The sequence below is a fragment of the Pseudaquabacterium pictum genome, from assembly GCF_005403045.1.
Taxonomy (GTDB): Bacteria; Pseudomonadota; Gammaproteobacteria; order Burkholderiales; family Burkholderiaceae_C; genus Pseudaquabacterium; species Pseudaquabacterium pictum.
Window position 1 is genome coordinate 64,562 of sequence record NZ_BJCL01000015.1, and the last position, 17,945, is coordinate 82,506.

19 protein-coding genes are annotated in these 17,945 nt (G+C 68.6%); 13 read left to right on the forward strand and 6 right to left on the reverse strand.

Annotation, left to right across the window (positions count from 1 at the left end; all coding sequences use genetic code 11):
* Window positions 1-7: 7 nt before the first annotated feature.
* Together rpsI and erpA are read left to right on the forward strand one after the other, a co-directional pair.
* Entirely contained in the window at window positions 8-400 is a 393-nt protein-coding gene (gene rpsI / locus FFT10_RS22015; RefSeq protein ID WP_137735027.1) for a 30S ribosomal protein S9, read from the forward strand.
* Between the two features lie 182 nt (window positions 401-582).
* The gene (erpA, locus tag FFT10_RS22020; protein WP_137735028.1) at window positions 583-957 is read left to right on the forward strand and encodes an iron-sulfur cluster insertion protein ErpA; all 375 of its coding nucleotides are present in this window, start codon (window positions 583-585) and stop codon (window positions 955-957) included.
* A gap of 63 nt (window positions 958-1,020) precedes the next feature.
* Here the strand turns inward: erpA and FFT10_RS22025 are convergent, their stop codons facing one another.
* The gene (locus tag FFT10_RS22025) at window positions 1,021-2,103 is read right to left on the reverse strand and encodes a nicotinate-nucleotide--dimethylbenzimidazole phosphoribosyltransferase (protein ID WP_137735029.1); all 1,083 of its coding nucleotides are present in this window, start codon (window positions 2,101-2,103) and stop codon (window positions 1,021-1,023) included.
* A gap of 24 nt (window positions 2,104-2,127) precedes the next feature.
* Window positions 2,128-3,696 (reverse strand): threonine ammonia-lyase, biosynthetic, encoded by a 1,569-nt coding sequence (gene ilvA / locus FFT10_RS22030; protein WP_137735030.1) that lies wholly within the window; start codon window positions 3,694-3,696, stop codon window positions 2,128-2,130.
* Window positions 3,697-4,030: 334 nt separating this feature from the next.
* Here ilvA and FFT10_RS22035 point away from each other — a divergent pair, with 334 nt between their 5' ends.
* The gene (locus FFT10_RS22035; RefSeq protein WP_137735031.1) at window positions 4,031-4,453 is read left to right on the forward strand and encodes an OsmC family protein; all 423 of its coding nucleotides are present in this window, start codon (window positions 4,031-4,033) and stop codon (window positions 4,451-4,453) included.
* 14 nt (window positions 4,454-4,467) lie between these two features.
* Here FFT10_RS22035 and coq7 read toward each other — a convergent pair whose 3' ends face one another.
* A complete protein-coding gene (coq7, locus tag FFT10_RS22040; RefSeq protein ID WP_137735032.1) occupies window positions 4,468-5,100 on the reverse strand; it encodes a 2-polyprenyl-3-methyl-6-methoxy-1,4-benzoquinone monooxygenase in 633 nt (210 codons plus the stop codon).
* Window positions 5,101-5,316: 216 nt separating this feature from the next.
* Here coq7 and FFT10_RS22045 point away from each other — a divergent pair, with 216 nt between their 5' ends.
* The 5 genes from FFT10_RS22045 to FFT10_RS22065 all read left to right on the forward strand — a co-directional run bounded on the left by FFT10_RS22045 (window position 5,317) and on the right by FFT10_RS22065 (window position 10,440).
* The gene (locus FFT10_RS22045) at window positions 5,317-6,318 is read left to right on the forward strand and encodes a porin (RefSeq protein ID WP_137735033.1); all 1,002 of its coding nucleotides are present in this window, start codon (window positions 5,317-5,319) and stop codon (window positions 6,316-6,318) included.
* A gap of 224 nt (window positions 6,319-6,542) precedes the next feature.
* Window positions 6,543-7,523, forward strand: coding sequence for an ABC transporter permease (locus FFT10_RS22050; RefSeq protein WP_137735034.1), 981 nt, complete (start codon window positions 6,543-6,545; stop codon window positions 7,521-7,523).
* Window position 7,524: 1 nt separating this feature from the next.
* Window positions 7,525-8,469 (forward strand): ABC transporter permease, encoded by a 945-nt coding sequence (locus FFT10_RS22055; RefSeq protein WP_137735035.1) that lies wholly within the window; start codon window positions 7,525-7,527, stop codon window positions 8,467-8,469.
* Window positions 8,470-8,473: 4 nt separating this feature from the next.
* The gene (locus tag FFT10_RS22060; RefSeq protein WP_137735036.1) at window positions 8,474-9,451 is read left to right on the forward strand and encodes an ABC transporter ATP-binding protein; all 978 of its coding nucleotides are present in this window, start codon (window positions 8,474-8,476) and stop codon (window positions 9,449-9,451) included.
* Window positions 9,448-10,440 carry an ABC transporter ATP-binding protein gene (locus FFT10_RS22065; protein WP_137735037.1) on the forward strand — a complete coding sequence of 331 codons (993 nt, stop codon included), beginning with the start codon at window positions 9,448-9,450 and terminating at the stop codon, window positions 10,438-10,440. Before FFT10_RS22060 ends, FFT10_RS22065 begins: the two co-directional genes overlap by 4 nt.
* Window positions 10,441-10,535: 95 nt before the next feature.
* Here the strand turns inward: FFT10_RS22065 and lysA are convergent, their stop codons facing one another.
* Window positions 10,536-11,825 carry a diaminopimelate decarboxylase gene (gene lysA, locus FFT10_RS22070; RefSeq protein ID WP_137735038.1) on the reverse strand — a complete coding sequence of 430 codons (1,290 nt, stop codon included), beginning with the start codon at window positions 11,823-11,825 and terminating at the stop codon, window positions 10,536-10,538.
* On the reverse strand, window positions 11,822-12,112 hold the full coding sequence (gene lptM, locus FFT10_RS28860; RefSeq protein ID WP_373282570.1) for an LPS translocon maturation chaperone LptM: 291 nt from the start codon (window positions 12,110-12,112) through the stop codon (window positions 11,822-11,824). Before lptM ends, lysA begins: the two co-directional genes overlap by 4 nt.
* Here lptM and cyaY point away from each other — a divergent pair.
* The gene (gene cyaY, locus FFT10_RS22080) at window positions 12,018-12,356 is read left to right on the forward strand and encodes an iron donor protein CyaY (RefSeq protein ID WP_137735073.1); all 339 of its coding nucleotides are present in this window, start codon (window positions 12,018-12,020) and stop codon (window positions 12,354-12,356) included. The two genes, lptM and cyaY, sit on opposite strands and share 95 nt — an antisense overlap.
* Here cyaY and FFT10_RS22085 read toward each other — a convergent pair.
* Complete coding sequence (locus tag FFT10_RS22085; RefSeq protein ID WP_137735039.1) at window positions 12,349-14,724, reverse strand: penicillin-binding protein 1A; 2,376 nt, start codon at window positions 14,722-14,724, stop codon at window positions 12,349-12,351. The two genes, cyaY and FFT10_RS22085, sit on opposite strands and share 8 nt — an antisense overlap.
* 226 nt (window positions 14,725-14,950) lie before the next feature.
* On the opposite strand from FFT10_RS22085, the gene FFT10_RS22090 reads away from it, so the two are divergent.
* The 4 genes from FFT10_RS22090 to FFT10_RS22105 are packed head-to-tail and all read left to right on the forward strand — an operon-like array spanning window position 14,951 to window position 17,937.
* Window positions 14,951-16,039 (forward strand): pilus assembly protein PilM, encoded by a 1,089-nt coding sequence (locus FFT10_RS22090; protein WP_137735040.1) that lies wholly within the window; start codon window positions 14,951-14,953, stop codon window positions 16,037-16,039.
* A complete protein-coding gene (locus FFT10_RS22095; protein WP_137735041.1) occupies window positions 16,036-16,653 on the forward strand; it encodes a PilN domain-containing protein in 618 nt (205 codons plus the stop codon). Before FFT10_RS22090 ends, FFT10_RS22095 begins: the two co-directional genes overlap by 4 nt.
* A 10-nt stretch (window positions 16,654-16,663) precedes the next feature.
* Window positions 16,664-17,365, forward strand: coding sequence for a type IV pilus inner membrane component PilO (locus FFT10_RS22100; protein ID WP_137735042.1), 702 nt, complete (start codon window positions 16,664-16,666; stop codon window positions 17,363-17,365).
* An 11-nt stretch (window positions 17,366-17,376) separates the two neighbouring features.
* Window positions 17,377-17,937, forward strand: coding sequence for a pilus assembly protein PilP (locus FFT10_RS22105; RefSeq protein WP_137735074.1), 561 nt, complete (start codon window positions 17,377-17,379; stop codon window positions 17,935-17,937).
* The last annotated feature ends 8 nt before the right edge of the window (window positions 17,938-17,945 follow it).

The following is a 17,945-nucleotide window of genomic DNA, read 5'->3' on the forward strand; positions in this document are numbered from 1 at the left end:
AGCGGTGATGATCGGCAATTGGAACTACGGCACCGGCCGCCGCAAATCCTCGGTGGCACGCGTGTTCATCAAGCGTGGCGAAGGCCAGATCGTCGTGAACGGCAAGCCCGTGAGCGACTACTTCGGCCGCCAGACCTCGATCATGATCGTCAAGCAGCCCCTGCTGCTGACGAACAACGAGACGGCATTCGACATCAAGGTCAACGTGCGCGGCGGCGGTGAATCCGGCCAGGCCGGTGCGGTGCGCCACGGCATCACCCGCGCCCTGATCGACTACGACGCGACGCTGAAGCCCGAACTCAGCCACGCCGGCTTCGTGACGCGCGACGCGCGTGAAGTCGAGCGGAAGAAGGTCGGTCTGCACGGCGCCCGCCGTCGGAAGCAGTTCAGCAAGCGCTGATCGGCCTCGGTCGATCGTCGAAAGGCCGCCTCCGGGCGGCTTTTTTCATGACCGCCGCCGCCCGATGACCGCAGTCGGGCCTTGGCTTTTGCCGACGCGCCCCGATTTCCCGATGACCGTAGTAGGATTTGCACCTTTCCAGCCTGCCGCGCGCAGGCGCTGACACCCTTGCAGGAGCCACCATGAACGCCGTCGTCGAGAACCTTGCCCCCGAAACCGGCGAGATGCCCGCGCCGCTGATCTTCACCGACAGTGCCGCCGCCAAGGTGGCCGACCTGGTGGCCGAAGAAGGCAACCCTGAACTGAAGTTGCGCGTGTTCGTGCAGGGCGGCGGTTGCTCCGGCTTCCAGTACGGCTTCACCTTCGACGAGGTCGTCAACGAGGACGACACCGAGATGAAGAAGAACGGCGTCACCCTGTTGATCGACGCGATGAGCCTGCAGTACCTGGTCGGCGCCGAGATCGACTACAAGGAAGACCTGCAGGGTGCCCAGTTCGTCATCAAGAACCCGAACGCCACCACCACCTGCGGCTGCGGCTCCAGCTTCTCCGCCTGAGGCAACGCCCCGGCCCATGACAAAGGCACCTGCGGGTGCCTTTTTTCATGCCCGGGCGGCAGGTCAGGGCAGGCCGGGGATGTCGGGGTTGGCGGCGTTGTAGAGGCTCTGCACCACCGGCATTTCCATGCCGGCGGGTTGCGAGACATCATCCTCCGACAGCTCGGTCAGCAGCGCTGCGGCGCTGTTGACCAGCGGCCACGACAGGCAGGCGCCGGTGCCGTCGGCGGCGTCGAGGCCCAGCTCCAGCAGCGCGCTGGCCTGGAACAGGCCAAGCGCACGGTCCAGCCCGTGGTGCATCTGGCTGCGGCAGAACACGCAGTAGTCGGTCACCGATTCGGCGATGCGCGAGGCCACCAGCAGCGCCGCATAGGCGGCCATGCCGTCGACCATGATCAGGTGGCGCTTGCTGGCGGCCACCAGCATCGCGCCCACCATCACCGCGGTCTCGAAGCCGCCGAAGGCCGCCAGCACCTCCACGGCGTCGCTGACATCGCGGTGGCGCCCCTGGGCGCCCTGCACCACGATCATCAGGTGGGCCAGGAGGTCGGGGTTCATGTCGGGGCTGCTGAGCATCAGCTCGCGCACCGGCGTGTCGGTCAGGCGGCCCAGCACCAGGGCCGCGCTCTCGTGGCTGCCCACACCCAGGCCAGCGCAGGCGATGAGGTTGCCACGCAGGCTGTCGGCGATCTCCATGCCGGCGCGGATGGCGGCATGGGCCTGCTCCAGGCTCATCGCGTTGCCGACGCGCGCGTTGCGCGTGCCGTGGGCGATCTTGCGCGGCAGCAGCCGTTCATGCGGCGGCAGCTTGGTGGCGACGCCGCAATCGACCACCGACAGCTGCAGGCCCTGCTGCCGCGCGAAGACGGACACCGGTTGGCGGCCGGCCAGGATCTGCAGGACCATCTCATCGGTCTGGCGGCCGGGCGCGGCATGGATGCCGTCCACCGCCAGGCCATGGTCGGCCGCGAAGATCACCAGCTGCGGCTCGCGGAAGCGCGGCCGCAGCGAGTGCTGCAGCAGCCCCAGCCGCACGGCCACCGGCTCCAGTTCGCCCAGGCCGCCCTGCGCCTGCTCGCGCCGCTGCAGCTTGGCCACCAGGGTCTGTTCCAGCAGCGGGTTGGCGGTCGAGGCGATCAAAGACATGCGCCTCAGTGTATGCAGCGCCTGCTACCGCAGGAACAACTGATACACCGGGTTGCTTGATTCCTCGATGCAGGGATAGGCCAGAGTGTCGAGAAATGCCTGGAATGCCTTGCGGTCGGCCGCCGTCTTGCTGGGCACCTGGATGCCCACCAGGATGCGGCCGTAGTCGGCGCCCTGGTTGCGGTAGTGGAACAGGCTGATGTTCCAGTCCGGGTGCAGGCTGGACAGAAAGCGCATCAGCGCGCCTGGCCGCTCGGGGAAGACGAAGCGGAACAGCCGCTCGTCGGCGGCCAGCACCGAGCGCCCGCCCACCATGTGGCGCACATGTTCCTTGGCCAGTTCGTCGTCGGTCAGGTTCACCGTGGCGAAGCCGTGCTTGACGAAGCTGCGGGCGATCTTGTCGGCCTCGTCGCGCTTCTGGATCGCCAGGCCGACGAAGACATGGGCCACCCGGGCATCGGAGATGCGGTAGTTGAACTCGGTGACCGCGCGCGGGCCGATCAGCTCGCAGAAGCGCTTGAACGAGCCGCGCTCCTCGGGGATGGTGACGGCGAACAGCGCCTCGCGCTGCTCGCCGAACTCGGCCCGCTCGGCCACGAAGCGCAGGCGGTCGAAGTTCATGTTGGCGCCGCAGGTGATGGCCACCAGGGTCTTGCCCCTGAGCTTGTGCTGCGCCACGTACTGCTTGATGGCGGCCACACCCAGCGCACCGGCCGGCTCCAGGATGCTGCGGGTGTCCTGGAACACATCCTTGATGGCGGCGCAGACCTCGTCGGTGTCGACCACCACATAGTCGTCGACCAGTGCGCGGGTGATGCGGAAGGTCTCCTCGCCCACCAGCTTCACCGCGGTGCCGTCGGAGAACAGGCCCACGTCGGCCAGCGTCACCCGCTTGCCCGCCCGCACCGAGCGCACCATCGCGTCCGAATCGCGCGTCTGCACGCCGATCACCTGGATCTCGGGACGCACCGCCTTGATGTAGCTGGCCACGCCCGAGATCAGCCCGCCGCCGCCGATGGCCACGAAGATGGCGTCGATCGGGCCCTCATGCTGGCGCAGGATCTCCATCGCGATCGTGCCCTGGCCGGCAATCACGTCCGGATCGTCGAACGGGTGGACGAAGGTCAGGCCTTGTGCCTGCTGCACCGCCAGCGCATGGGCGTAGGCGTCGGAATAGCTGTCGCCGTGCAGCAGCACCTCGCCGCCGAGCGCGGCCACCGCGTCGATCTTCAGCTTGGGCGTGGTCACCGGCATCACGATGACGGCGCGGCAGCCCAGTTTCTTGGCCGACAGCGCCACGCCTTGGGCGTGGTTGCCGGCTGAGGCGCAGATCACGCCCTTGGCCAGTGCATCGCTGCTCAGGTGCGCCATCTTGTTGTAGGCGCCGCGCAGCTTGAAGCTGAACACCGGCTGCTGGTCCTCGCGCTTGAGGTGCACGGTGTTGCCGATGCGCCGCGACAGGCTGCGCGCCGGCTCCAGCGGCGACTCGATGGCGACGTCGTAGACCCGTGCGGTGAGGATCTTCTTCAGGTAGTCGGGCGCCGGCTTGGGCGGCGCCTTGGCGCGGGGGGCAGGGGTCTTGGCGCGGGCCATGCGGGCAGCCTTGGTGTGCGAGGGGTGTTCTTGTGCGGCGCGGCATGATAGCCGCCGCCCCCGGCGTGGCGCCCCAAGAAAAAAGCCCGGGGTTCGCACCCCGGGCTGAATCCACCAATGGAGGAGGTGGAGGAGACAACTGGTGGCGGGCGGCCGGCGCACCCACAGCCCACCCATCCAGGCACCAAGTCTAGCGGCGCAATTGCTGCGCCGCAATATGGATGCGGCGGGCTGGTTAGAGGGGGCGCTCCAGACGCTGGGGCGCGGCGCACGGCTTCGGTGCGGTGCATGGTGCGCCGGCCTGTCCGACAATCGCGGCAACCAGGAGATCCCGATGGAATGCACGATCCAGTGGCTGCCCGCCAGCGGCATGGCCTTTGTCGCCGAAACCGGCAGTGGCCATCTGCTGACGATGGATGGCGCGCCCGACGGTGGCGGCCGCAACCTGGCGCCGCGGCCGATGGAAACCCTGCTGGCCGGCGCCGGCGGCTGCACCGCCTATGACGTGGTGCTGATCCTCAAGCGCGGCCGCCAGGACGTGACCGGCTGCGACGTGAAGCTGACGGCCGAACGCGCGCCTGTCGATCCCAAGGTGTTCACCAAGATCCACCTGCACTTCACCGTGCGCGGCCGCAACCTGGCGGAGGCAGCGGTGGCCCGGGCGATCGCGTTGTCGCACGAGAAGTACTGCTCGGCCACGATCATGCTGGGCGCCACCGCCGAGATCACCACCAGCCACGAGATCTTGCCGGCCTGAGGCCGGCCACCGGCTCAGAACACGTGCGCGGTGCGGGTCATCACCCGCGCGGCCGAGCGCATCAGCCAGCGCACCGGTGCCGGCATGGCCGCGCCGCCGGCTGCCAGCGCCTCGTCGGCATGGCGGGCCTCGTCGTCCTTCATCTGCGCCACCACGGCCCGTGAATCGGCATCCGCCTGGGGCAGGCGCTCCAGATGGCTGGCCAGGTGGGCCTCGACCTGGCGTTCGGTCTCGACCACGAAGCCCAGGCTGATGCGGTCGCCCGCCCGCCCGGCCGCCAGGCCGATGGCGAAGGCGCCGGCGTACCACAGCGGGTTCAGCAGGCTGGTGCGGTCGCCCAGTTCATCCAGGCGGCGTTCGGTCCAGGCGAGGTGGTCGGTCTCCTCGCGGCCGGCGGCGACCATCTGCGCCCGCAATTCGGGCGTGCGCGCCGTCAGCGCCTGGGCGGCGTAGAGCGCCTGGGCGCAGACTTCGCCGACATGGTTCACCCGCATCAACGCGCCCGACAGGCGGCGCTCGTCGGCGCTCAGGGCGCCGTCGTCTGCCGGGGTGCCGGCCCGCGGCATGGGTCGGCCGGCGCGGGCGCCACGGCGCAGGGTGCGCAGCGCCAGATCGGCGCTGGCGATCAGTTCATCACCGGAAATCATGGGGTCAGGATAGCGCAGCGGGTGGCCGCGTCGCTCGTTGTTGGCAGACAACAGCCCCTGTCCTTTTTCGCCCTGAATCTTTGCGCTGGCGTCGGGGGTCTGGTGCAATAGCGTCAACTTCCGATGAGGAGGTTGGCCTGACCGGCCCCCACCGCTCCCGGTGAGAGGGTTCTCTACGGGGTCGGGACCTCTTGTTCAACCTAGGAGATAGTTGCAATGAAAAAGTCACTGATTGCCTTCGCCGCTCTGGCCACCATCGCCGGCGCCGCTTCGGCCCAGTCCAGCGTCACCCTGTACGGCCGTCTTGATCTGTCGATCAACAAGCCCACGGGCAGCGCCCTGAAGAACATGAGCAATGGCTCCGGCAGCCGTTTCGGCGTGCGCGGCGTCGAAGACCTGGGCGGTGGCCTGTCGGCCTTCTTCAACCTCGAGCATCGTTTTGATGCCGACACCGGTGCCCAGTCGGCCGGGCCGGTTGCTGCTGGCAACAACGCCAACGCCGCACCGCTGAGCCGCTTCTGGACCGGTCGTTCGATCGTTGGTCTGCAAGGCGGTTTTGGCAAGATCACCCTGGGCCGTGAGTACACCACCGCGTTCCTGATGTCGCAGCTGGCTGCTGACCCCTGGGGCTGGGATACCGTGGTGTCTGGCACCCCGACCGGCGGCCTGAACCAGCTGATCACTGGCGGCGCGATCGCCCGTGTCCGCAATGACAGCTCGCTGACCTACAACTTCTCGGCCGCAGGCTTCTCGCTCGGCGCGCAGATCGCCGAGTCCAGCGACACGATCAACAAGTTCAACAAGCGCCCGTTCAACTTCGCCGTCAGCTACGCCGCAGGCCCCGTGGCCCTGATGCTCGGCTACGAGAAGACCGGCCAGGTCCAGAAGGACTCGGCCAAGTGGCTGACCGTCAACGGCACGTTCAACCTGGGCGCCGTGAAGCTGGGCGCGCTGTACGGCAAGGGCAACACCGACGCCGGCGCCGACCACAAGTCGTACCTGCTGACCGCCGTGGCTCCCCTGGGCCAAGGCGAATTCCGCGCCAGCTACGGCCGCCTGAAGAACGAGACCGCCAACGTCGATGCCGCCAAGGGCTTCGCTGTCGGTTACCACTACGCGCTGAGCAAGCGCACCACGCTGTACACCGACTTCCTGCGCAACACCGCGCTGGCCACCAACAAGACCGGCTACGACTTCGGTATCAAGCACAACTTCTGATCGTCAGAAGCGCACCGGCCCGGCCCCGCGGCCAGGCTGGCGTGGTGTGGAAGCCGCCTTCGGGCGGCTTTTTTGCGTCAGCGGGCCGTGGCGACGGCGGCAAGGGTTCTCCCCTTGGCGCCGGGCACGGCCTTTGCGGATGATGCGCACCTTGTCCGCCGGCTCCTGCCGGCGGCGGCCATTCCGCCCCGGTTGCTGCCGTTGCAGCAGTCCTTCAGGTTTCCATGCTCGCCTTTGTCATCCGCCGCCTGATGCAGGCTCTGATCGTGATGCTCACGGTCGCCTTCATCGCCTTCATGCTGTTCCAGTACGTCGGCGATCCGGTCAACAACCTGATGGGGCAGGACGCCACCGCCGAGCAGCGTGCGCTGATGCGCGCCGAGCTGGGGCTGGACAAGCCCTTCATCGTGCAGTTCGGGCACTTCATCGGCAATGCGGTGCAGGGCGAGTTCGGCATCAGCCTGCGCCAGGGCCGCAAGGTGTCGACGCTGATCGCCGAGCGCTTTCCAGCCACGCTGGAACTGGCCACCGTGGCCGCCGTGATCGGCCTGGCGTTGGGGGTGCCGCTGGGCGTGTATGCCGCGCTGCGGCGCGGCAAGTTCATGTCGCAGCTGGTGATGACCGGCTCGCTGCTGGGCGTCTCGCTGCCCAACTTCCTGATCGGCATCCTGCTGATCCTGGTCTTCTCGGTGCTGCTGAAGTGGCTGCCCAGCTTTGGCCGTGGTGATGTGGTGCAGATCGGCGCCATGAGCTTCGGCCTGCTCACCTGGGACGGCATCAAGCACCTGCTGCTGCCGGCCTTCACGCTGGCGCTGTTCCCGATGGCCCTGGTGCTGCGGCTGGTGCGCAGCGAGATGCTGGAGGTGCTGCGCACCGACTACATCAAGTTCGCCCGCGCCCGCGGCCTGCCCGACCGCACGGTGTACTTCGGCCATGCGCTGAAGAACACCCTGGTGCCGGTGATCACCATCGCCGGGCTGCAGCTGGGCGGCATCATCGCCTTCGCCATCATCACCGAGACGGTGTTCCAGTGGCCGGGCATGGGCCTGCTGTTCATCCAGGCGGTGCAGTTCGCCGACATCCCGGTGATGGCGGCCTACCTCTGCCTGATCGCCCTGATCTTCGTGGTCATCAACCTCGCGGTCGACCTGCTGTATTTCGCGGTCGACCCACGCCTGCGCATCGAGCGCTCGGGAGGCCACTGACATGGCCAAGACTTCCTCGGCGCCGCTGGCGCCCACGGCCGGCGCGCTGGCCCGCTTCTTCGACGGCGATGTCTGGCACAGCTTCAAGCAGTCGCCCACCGCGATGGTGGCCGCCGTCATCGCCCTGGTCTGCGTCGTCGCCGCGGCGTTTGCGCCCTGGCTGGCGCCGCACAACCCGCAGGACCTGGCCTCGCTGCAGCTGATGGATGCCCGCCTGCCGCCGGCCTGGGTGGCCGACGGCCAGGCCAAGTACCCTCTGGGCACCGATGACCAGGGCCGCGACATCCTGTCGGCACTGATGTACGGCGCCCGCATCTCGCTGCTGGTGGGGCTGGCCTCCGTCGTGCTGAGCATGGTGCTCGGCGTCGGCCTGGGCTTGCTGGCCGGCTTTGTCGGCGGCCGGGTCGACAGCTTCATCATGCGGGTCTGCGACGTGATGCTGTCCTTCCCCGCCATCCTGGTGGCGCTGCTGATCGACGGCGTCGGCCGGGCGATGTTCCCGAATGCCCACGAGACCCTGGCCTTCACCGTGCTGATCCTGGCGATCTCGCTGACCGGCTGGGTGCAGTACGCCCGCACGGTGCGCGGCAGCACCCTGGTCGAGCGGCAGAAGGAATACGTGCAGGCCGCGCGGGTGATCGGCGTGTCCAGCTTCCGCATCATGCGCCGCCATGTGCTGCCCAATGTGCTGGGGCCGGTGCTGGTGCTGGCCACCATCCAGATCGCCTCGGCCATCATCACCGAGGCCACGCTGTCCTTCCTGGGCGTGGGCGTGCCGCCCACCTCGCCGTCCCTGGGCACGCTGATCCGCGTGGGTCAGGACTTTCTCTTCTCGGGCGAATGGTGGATCACCATCTTCCCTGGCCTGGTGCTGGTGATGATCGCCCTGAGCGTGAACCTGCTGGGCGACTGGCTGCGCGATGCGCTGAACCCGAGACTGCGCTGAGACCATGGCATCGCCTCTCCTTGAAGTGCAACACCTGCGGGTGGAATTCCCGACCCGGCGCGGCACCCTGCTCGCGCTGGACGATGTGTCGTTCAGCATCGCGCCCGGCGAGATCCTCGGCGTGGTCGGTGAATCCGGCGCGGGCAAGAGCCTGACCGGCGCGGCCATCATCGGCCTGCTGGAACCGCCCGGCCGGGTGGCCAGCGGCCAGATCCTGCTGGACGGCCAGCGCATCGACAACCTGCCGGCCGAGGCCATGCGCAAGATCCGCGGCAAGCGCATCGGCGCCATCTTCCAGGACCCGCTGACCTCGCTGAACCCGCTGTACACCGTGGGCCGGCAGCTGATCGAGACCATCCAGGTGCACCTGGGGCTGGATGCGGCGGCGGCGCGCCAGCGGGCCATCGCCCTGCTGCAGAGCACCGGCATCCCGGCGGCCGAGCAACGCATCGACCAGTACCCGCACCAGTTCAGCGGCGGCATGCGCCAGCGGGTGGTCATCGCGCTGGCGCTGGCGGCGCAGCCGGCGCTGATCGTGGCCGACGAGCCCACCACCGCGCTGGATGTGTCCATCCAGGCGCAGATCATCGCCCTGCTCAAGAAGCTCACCAAGGAGCAGGGCGCCGCGGTGATGCTGGTGACGCACGACATGGGCGTGATCGCCGAGGCCTGCGACCGGGTGGCGGTGATGTACGCCGGGCGGGTGGTGGAGATCGGCCCGGTGGCCGACGTGATCCACCGGCCGTCCCATCCCTACACCGTGGGCCTGATGGGCTCGATTCCGGCCATGGACGAAGAACGGGAACGCCTGATGCAGATCGACGGTGCGATGCCGCGGCTCAACGCCATCCCCAGCGGCTGCGCCTTCAACCCACGCTGTCCAAAGGTGATGGACCGCTGCCGGACGGACCGGCCGGACCTGCTGCCCGCCGGCGCCACCCGCGCCGCCTGCTGGCTGCATGACAGCAAGGTGGCGGCATGACGGCGCTGGTGGAAGTCAAAGGCCTGGCCAAGACGTTTGATGTCTCGGCGCCCTGGCTGAACCGGGTGATCGAGCGCCAGCCACGGCGTTTCGTGCATGCGGTCGATGGCGTCAGCTTCGCCATCCCGCGCGGCACCACGCTGGCGCTGGTGGGCGAATCGGGTTGCGGCAAGAGCACGGTGGCACGGCTGCTGGTAGGCCTGTACGGCCCGACCCGGGGCACGGTGGAATTCGACGGCATCGACACCGCGGCCACGCTGGCCTCGCCCGGCGCCCGCGCGCTGCGCAAGCGCATGCAGATGATCTTCCAGGACCCGTACGCCAGCCTGAACCCGCGCTGGAAGGTGCGCGCCATCGTCGGCGAGCCGCTGCGCGAGCATGGCCTGGCGATGACCGAGGCCGAACTGGAGGCCAAGGTGGCCGCACTGCTGGCCCAGGTGGGCATGGCGGCGGCCGACATGGAGAAGTTTCCGCACCAGTTCTCGGGCGGGCAGCGGCAGCGCATCTCCATCGCCCGGGCGCTGGCCACCGAGCCCGAGTTCCTGATCTGCGACGAGCCGACCTCGGCGCTGGATGTGTCGGTGCAGGCCCAGGTGCTGAACATCATGAAGGACCTGCAGCGCCAGCGCGGGCTGACCTACCTGTTCATCTCGCACAACCTGGCGGTGGTGCGCCACGTGGCCGACAGCGTGGGCGTGATGTACCTGGGCCGGCTGGTGGAACTGGCGCCGCGGCGCACGCTGTTCTCGGCGCCTCGCCATCCGTACACCCGCATGCTGCTGGACGCGATCCCCGACATCGCGATGACCGGCCGTCAGCGCACGCCGGTGCAGGGCGAGGTGCCGAACCCGCTCAATCCGCCCAGCGGCTGCGCCTTCCACCCGCGCTGCCCGCATGCCAATGCCCGCTGCAGCAGCGAGCGGCCCGAGCTCGCGGACTTCCAGGGCATCCGCATCGCCTGCCACGCCGTCACCGAAGGACGGCTGTGATGTCTGCCCCTCGTGCGCGGCGTACCGCGCCCGATCCCCCGGGGGGATCAGCGGGCCGCTTGGGGCGGCCCGGCGCCGGCCCGCTGTGCGGCTGATCAGCCTGGGATGAGCTCGTCGCGGAACAGGTCGGCCACCGTCTCGCGGCGGCGGATCAGCGTGGCGCGGCCGTTGTCGACCATCACCTCGGCCGCACGCGGCCGGGTGTTGTAGTTGCTGGCCATGGCCATGCCGTAGGCGCCGGCCGACAGCACCGCCAGCACATCGCCAGTCTGCACGGCCAGCGCGCGGTCGCGGCCCAGCCAGTCGCCGGATTCACACACCGGGCCCACCACATCCCAGGTCAGGGGTGGCTCGGCGCGCTGGTGGCAGGGCACGATGGCCAGCCAGGCCTCGTACATCGCCGGGCGCACCATGTCGTTCATCGCGGCGTCGACGATGCAGAAGTTCTTGCCGCCATCGTCCACCCGGCCGGGCTTGAGCACCAGCGCCTCGGTCAGCAGCACGCCGGCATTGCCCACCAGCGAGCGGCCCGGCTCCATCAGCACCGTGCGGTGGCCATGGCCGCGGGCATCGATGCGCGCCAGCAACTGGCCCACCAGCAGATCGGCCGCGGGCGGTGTCTCGTCGGTGTAGGTGATGCCCAGGCCGCCGCCCATGTCGAGGTGGGCGATGGGGATGCCGTCGGCCTCGACCTGTTCCACCAGGTCAAGCAGGCGGTCCAGCGCGTCCAGGTAGGGCGCGACGGTGGTGATCTGCGAGCCGATGTGGCAGTCGATGCCGGCCACGTGGATGCCGGGCAGGCTGGCGGCGCGGCGGTAGACGGCGCGGGCCTCGTCATGCGCCACGCCGAACTTGTTGCCCTTCAGCCCGGTGGAGATGTAGGGGTGGGTCTGGGCGTCGACATCGGGGTTGACGCGCAGGCTGATGGCGGCCGTCTTGCCCATGCTGCTGGCGACGGCCGACAGCGTCTCCAGCTCGGCTGCGCTCTCGACGTTGAAGCAGTGCACGCCGGCCTGCAACGCCGTGCGCATCTCGTCGGGCCGCTTGCCGACGCCGGAGAACACCACCTTGGCCGGATCGCCGCCGGCGGCGATCACCCGTGCCAGTTCACCGGCCGAGACGATGTCGAAGCCCAGGCCCAGGTCGGCAAAGGTCTTCAGCACCGCCAGGCTGCTGTTGGCCTTCATCGCGTAGCACAGCAGGTGCGGCCGGCCGGCCAGCGCACGCTGGTAGGCGGCGGCGGCCTCGCGCATGGCGCTGCGGGAATAGGCGTACAGCGGCGTGCCGAATTCGGTGGCCAGGTCGGCCAGGCGCACGCCGTCCAGCCACAGGTCGGCATCCCGGCGGGCCAGGTGCGGCGCGCCAGGCAGGAGTTCTTGGGTCATTTGGTGGGCGCGGAGGCGGCGCCAGCCGGAGGTTGGGGCAGGGTGAGCGGGCCCTTCTGGCCACATCCCGACAGGGCGGCGGTGCCAAGCAGCATTGCCAGCAGCAGGGCAGCCCGGCTCGCTAAACTCGATCGCAATTCCATCGCCCGGATTCTATGCACCATGACCCCGACCACCCCTGCCGCAGCCGCGCTGTCCGACAGTGAATTCCACCGCCTGGCCCATGCCGTGCTGGCCCAGGTGGAGGCCACGGTCGACCGCTGGCTGGATGACGATGTGGTCGACATCGACAGCCAGCGCACCGGCGGCCTGCTGGAGCTGAGCCTGCCCGGCGGCAGCAAGATCATCCTGAACACCCAGCCGCCGCTGCATGAGATCTGGCTGGCCGCACGCGCTGGCGGCCACCACTACCGCTACCTGGACGGCCAGTGGCGCGACACCCGCGATGGCACCGAGTTCTTCACCGCCCTGTCGCAGCACACCAGCGCCCAAGCCGGCCAGGCGCTGCGCTTCGAGCCACCCGTCACCTGAACAGGTCCAGGATGCTCTTGCGCTCGCCCTCGGTGGGCGGCTCGGGCAGCTTGTCTTCCAGGCCGACGCTGCTGATGCCGGCGCCGCCGCCAAACTCGTCGAACACCCAGTCGCCGCCCTGCTGCACCAGGCCTTCGGGCACCTCGGGCACCTGCGGCGGCAGGCTGCGCAGGGCGTGGGCCATGTATTCGATCCACACCGGCAGCGCCAGGCCGCCGCCGGTTTCCCGGTCGCCCAGCTTGCGTGGGTTGTCGTAGCCGATCCACACCACCGCCGCCAGGTTGGTCTGGTAGCCGGCGAACCAGGCGTCCATCGAATCATTGGTGGTGCCGGTCTTGCCGGCCAGGTCCATGCGCTTGAAGGTGGCATACACCTTGGCCGCCGTGCCCGAGCGGGTCACCTCGCCCATCAGCTGGCTCATCACGAAGGCGTTGCGGGCATCGATGGCGCGCATCGATTCGTCGATCACCGGCGGCGGGCTCTGCTGCAGCACCCGGCCCTTGTTGTCGGTGATGCGGGTGATCAGCATGGGGTTGACGCGGTAGCCGCCGTTGGCGAACACGCTGTAGGCGCTGGCCATCTGCAGCGGGGTGACCGAGCCGGCGCCCAGCGCCATCGTCAGGTAGGCCGGGTGCTTGTCGGCCTCGAAGCCGAAGCGGGTGACCCAGTCTTGCGCGAACTGCACGCCGGTGGAGCGCAGCACGCGGATCGAGACCATGTTCTTGGACTTGGCCAGCGCGGTCTTCAGCGGCATCGGGCCGTCGAACTTGCCGTCGTAGTTCTTCGGCTCCCAGGGCTGGCTGCCGGTGGTGCCGGCGTCGAAGAACAGTGGCGCGTCATTCACCACGGTGTTGGGCGTGAAGCCGCGCTCCAGCGCTGCCGAGTAGATGAACGGCTTGAAGCTGGAGCCTGGCTGCCGCCATGCCTGGGTGACGTGGTTGAACTTGTTCTTGCCGAAGTCGAAGCCGCCCACCAGGGCACGGATGGCGCCGGTGCGCGGCTCCATCGCCACGAAGGCGCCTTCCACCTCGGGCTGCTGGGTCAGCGTCCAGTCGCCCTTGGGGCCGCGCACCGCCCGCACCACCGCGCCGCGGCGGATCTGCTTCTGTGCCTCGGCGTTGTCGGCCAGGCCGCTGGTCACCGGTTTCAGCCCCTCGCCGGTGACGGTGATGCTCTCGCCCGACTGCAGCACCGCCACCACCTTCTTCGGCGAGGCCTCCAGCACCACCGCGGCCTTCAACTCGTCGTTGTCCGGGTGGTCGGCCAGGGCTTCGGCGATGCGGGTGTCCAGTGTGGCGGCGTCGATCTGCGCCGGCAGGTCGATGCGGTCTTCCGGGCCGCGGTAGTGCTGGCGGCGTTCGTAGTCCAGCAGGCCGCGGCGCAGCGCGCGGTAGGCGACGGCCTGGTCGGCGGCGTTCACCGTCACCTGCACGTTCAGGCCGCGGGTGGTGGTCTCGGCGCCGTACTGGCTGTGCACCAGCTGGCGCACCGCCTCGGCCACGTACTCGGCATGCACCACGGCGTCGGTCGGGGCGCGCAGCTTCAGCACCTCGGCGCGGGCGGCGATGGCCTGCTCCTCGGTGATGAAGCCGTTGGACTCCATGCGGTCGATGATGTACTGCTGGCGGCGGGTGGCGCGCTTGGGGTTGCTGACCGGGTTGTAGGCACTGGGCGCCTGCGGCAGGCCCGCCAGCATGGCCGCCTCGGCCACGGTGATGTCGGCCAGCCGCTTGCCGAAGTAGATGTCGGCCGCCGCCGCGAAGCCGTAGGCCCGTTGCCCCAGGAAGATCTGGTTCATGTAGACCTCCAGGATCTGCGGCTTGGACAACTGCCGCTCGATCTTCAGGGCCAGCAGGATCTCGTAGATCTTGCGGGTGAAGGTCTTCTCGGTGCTCAGGTAGAAGTTGCGCGCCACCTGCATGGTGATGGTGGACGCCCCCTGGCTCTTGGCCTTGTTGAACTGCGCCAGCGCGGCGCGGGCCACGCCCAGGTAGTCGACACCGCTGTGGCGGTAGAAGCGGGCGTCCTCGATGGCCAGCACCGCCTCCTGCATCACCTTCGGAATCTGCGCGATCGGCGTGTAGATGCGGCGTTCCTCGCCGAACTCTCCGAGCAGCACGCCGTCTGCCGAGATCACCCGCAGCGGCAGCTTGGGCCGGTAGTCGGTCAGGCCGCCGATGTCGGGCAGGTTGGGGTAGGCCACCGCCAGGGCCACGCCGACCAGCAGCAGCACCGACAAGCCCAGCGCCAGTGCCAGGCCCAGCATGCCGCCCAGCGCACGGCCGATCCAGCGCAGCGGCCGGATGGCGCGCCCGCCGGTGGTTGCAGCAGGCGAGGGCGCGGGCGGGCTGCGCTCGGGGTCGGTCATCGTGGGGGGCAGTGTATAGAAAGCGTCGGCGCCAACCGGGGACGAAGCGCTGCAGGATGGCCTGCTGCAAGCGGCCCGTCTGCCGTCAAATTCGTCGGCAGATCACAACGTCAAACACGGTCTGAAACGGTAAATTCCTTTGGGCTACAAAGGCTTTACTGCTAGCATTGAAGTAACTTATTAAGTTCGATCCGTTGCCCCGCCCACCCATTTTGTACGTTGGGAGATGCCTTCCGTGAGCCTTCTGGACCTGCTGCTGGGCCGCAAGCATGTGCCGATGATCGGGCTGGACATCAGCTCGTCCAGTGCCAAGCTGGTGGAACTGGGCATGTCGGCCACGGGCGAGTACGTGCTGGAACGGCTGGCGTCCGAACCCTTCGAGAAGGGCTGGATCACCGACGGCCAGATCGAGAAGTTCGACGAGGTGGTGGCCGCGGTGCGCAAGCTGATCGACAAGAGCGGCACCAAGACGCGGCAGGTGGTGATGGCCATGCCGCAGTCGGCGGTGATCACCAAGCGCATCATGCTGCCCGCCGGCCTGCGCGACGAAGAGCTGGAGCTGCAGGTCGAGAGCGAGGCCAACCAGTACATCCCGTTCTCGCTGGACGAGGTGAGCCTGGATTTCTGCGTCATCGGCCCCAGCCCCACATCGGGCGGCGACATCGAGGTGCTGATCGCCGCCTCGCGCAAGGAGCGGGTGCAGGACCGCCAGGGCCTGGCCGAGGCCGCCGGCCTGAAGCCGGTGGTGCTGGACATCGAGAGCCATGCCTCGCTGCTGGCCATGGGCCGCATCGTCGATACCCTGCCCAACGAGGGCCGGGATGCCCTGGTGGCGCTGTTCGAGATCGGCGCCGACACCACCAGCCTGAAGGTGCTGCGCGAGGGCGAGATGCTCTACGACCGCGACCAGGCCTTTGGTGGCTCGCAGCTGACCACGCTGATCTCGCGCCAGTACGGCCTGTCGTTCGAGGAAGCCGAGCACAAGAAGCTGGCCGGCGATCAGCTCGAAGACTATGAATCCCAGGTGCTCACCCCCTTCGTCGACAGCCTGTCGCAGGAGATCGGCCGGGCGCTGCAGTACTTCTTCACCAGCACGCCGCACCACAAGGTGAATTACGTCATGCTGGCGGGTGGCACGGCCACCCTGCCGGGCCTGCGCGAGCGGGTGACCGACCTGACCGGCTTTGCATCGATGGTGGTGAACCCGTTTGACGGCATGAAGATCGGCAGCCACGTCAAGGAGTCCAAGGTCCGCAAGGAGTCTCCGTCCTACCTCACCGCCTGCGGCCTGGCGATGCGGAGGTTCCTGCAGTGATCTTGATCAACCTGCTGCCGCACCGCGAGGCGCGGCGCAAGCAGCGCAAGCAAGCGTTCTTCGTCGGACTGGGTGTGGCCGCGTGCTGCGGCCTGCTGGTGGCCGGGCTGTGGTACGGCGCCCTGCAGCAGATGACGCAGGCGCAGCAGGCGCGCAACAACTTCCTGCGCGAAGAGATTGCCAAGCTCGAGGGCCAGATCAAGGACATCGCCACGCTGCGCGCCGAGATCGACAGCCTGAAGGCCCGCCAGGGCGCGGTGGAAGACCTGCAGCTCAACCGCAATGTGCCGGTGCACCTGCTCGACGAACTGGTGCGGCTCACGCCCGAAGGCATCTACCTGTCGGCCATCAAGCAGACCGACAGCACCGTGCTGGTCAACGGCGTGGCGCAGACCAATGAGCGGGTGTCGGAGTTCCTGCGCAATGCGCAGAGCAATTCGCCCTGGCTGGAGCGCATGGAGCTGGTGGAGATCAAGGCCGTGATGCAGCCGCCGGCCCAGGGGTCGCGCGAGCAGCGGCGCCTGTTTGAATTTGCCCTGCGGGTGTCGCTCAAGCAGCCGGGTGCGCCGGCATCGGCCCCCGCGCGCGCCGGCTCTGCGGCCAAGCCGGCATGAGGACCGCGCCATGGTGACCACCACAATCCGCCCCGCCAGCACGCTGGATGTCGCCACGGCCTTCGACCGTGCGCAGCAGCAGTTCAAGGGGCTCAATCCCCAGGAGCCGGGCCAGTGGCCGCTGCTGCCCAAGGTGCTGGCCTGGGTGGCCACCGGCGCGCTGGCCCTGGGGCTGGGCTGGGTCGTGCTGGTGTCGTCGGCCGCCGATGAGCTGGAGGCAGCCCGCAACGTCGAGCCGGGCCTGAAGGACGACTTCCGGGCCAAGCTGGGCCAGGCGGTCAACCTGTCCGAGCTGCGCAAGCAGAAGCAGCAGGTGCAGGAGTACGTCACCCAGCTCGAGCGGCAGCTGCCCGGCAAGGCCGAGATGGATGCGCTGCTGTCCGACATCAACCAGGCTGGCATCGGCCGCGGCCTGCAGTTCGAGCTGTTCCGCCCCGGCCAGGTCGAGATCAAGGACTACTACGCCGTGCTGCCGATCACCGTGCGGGTGACCGGCCGCTTCCATGACATCGGTGCCTTCACCGCCGACGTGGCCAACCTGTCGCGCATCGTCACGCTGCACAACCTGGCCATCGTGCCCACCAAGGACGCGGCCGGTACCCTGGCCATGGATGCCGTGGCCCGCACCTACCGCTACCTGGACGCGGTGGAACTGGCCGAGGTGCGCAAGGCCCGCGAGGCCGAGTCCAAGAGCAAGGCGCCGCGCAAATGAAGCCCGCCCGCATGACATCGCCCGGCTGCACTCGGCCCTGGCTGGCCGGCGCCGTGCTGCTGGCCGTGCTGGGCCTGAGCGGCTGCGGCGGCGAGACCCAGGAGCTGCAGGACTGGATGGACCAGCAGCGCCGCGAAGTGCGCGCCAGCGTGGCGCCGCTGGCCGCGCCCAAGAAGTTCAACCCGGTGCCCTACGCCAATGCGCAGCAGGTCGACCCGTTCAGCACCCAGAAGCTGAGCGTGGCGCTGAAGCAGGAGGCCAAGCAGCCCAACTCGATGCTGGCCGCCGAGATGAGCCGCCGCAAGGAGCCGCTGGAGTCCTTCCCGCTGGACGCCATGTCGATGGTGGGCAGCGTCTCCAAGGCCGGTGCACCGGTGGCGCTGCTGCGGGTGGACAACCTGCTGTACCAGGTCAAGGCGGGCGACTACCTGGGCCAGAACTACGGCCGCATCCTGCGCATCACCGAGACCGAGGTGGCGTTGCGGGAGATCGTGCAAGATGCCGCCGGCGAGTGGATCGAGCGCAACGCCACGCTGCAGCTGCAAGAGCGCGGGCAGGGGACGCCCAAATGACCAGAACG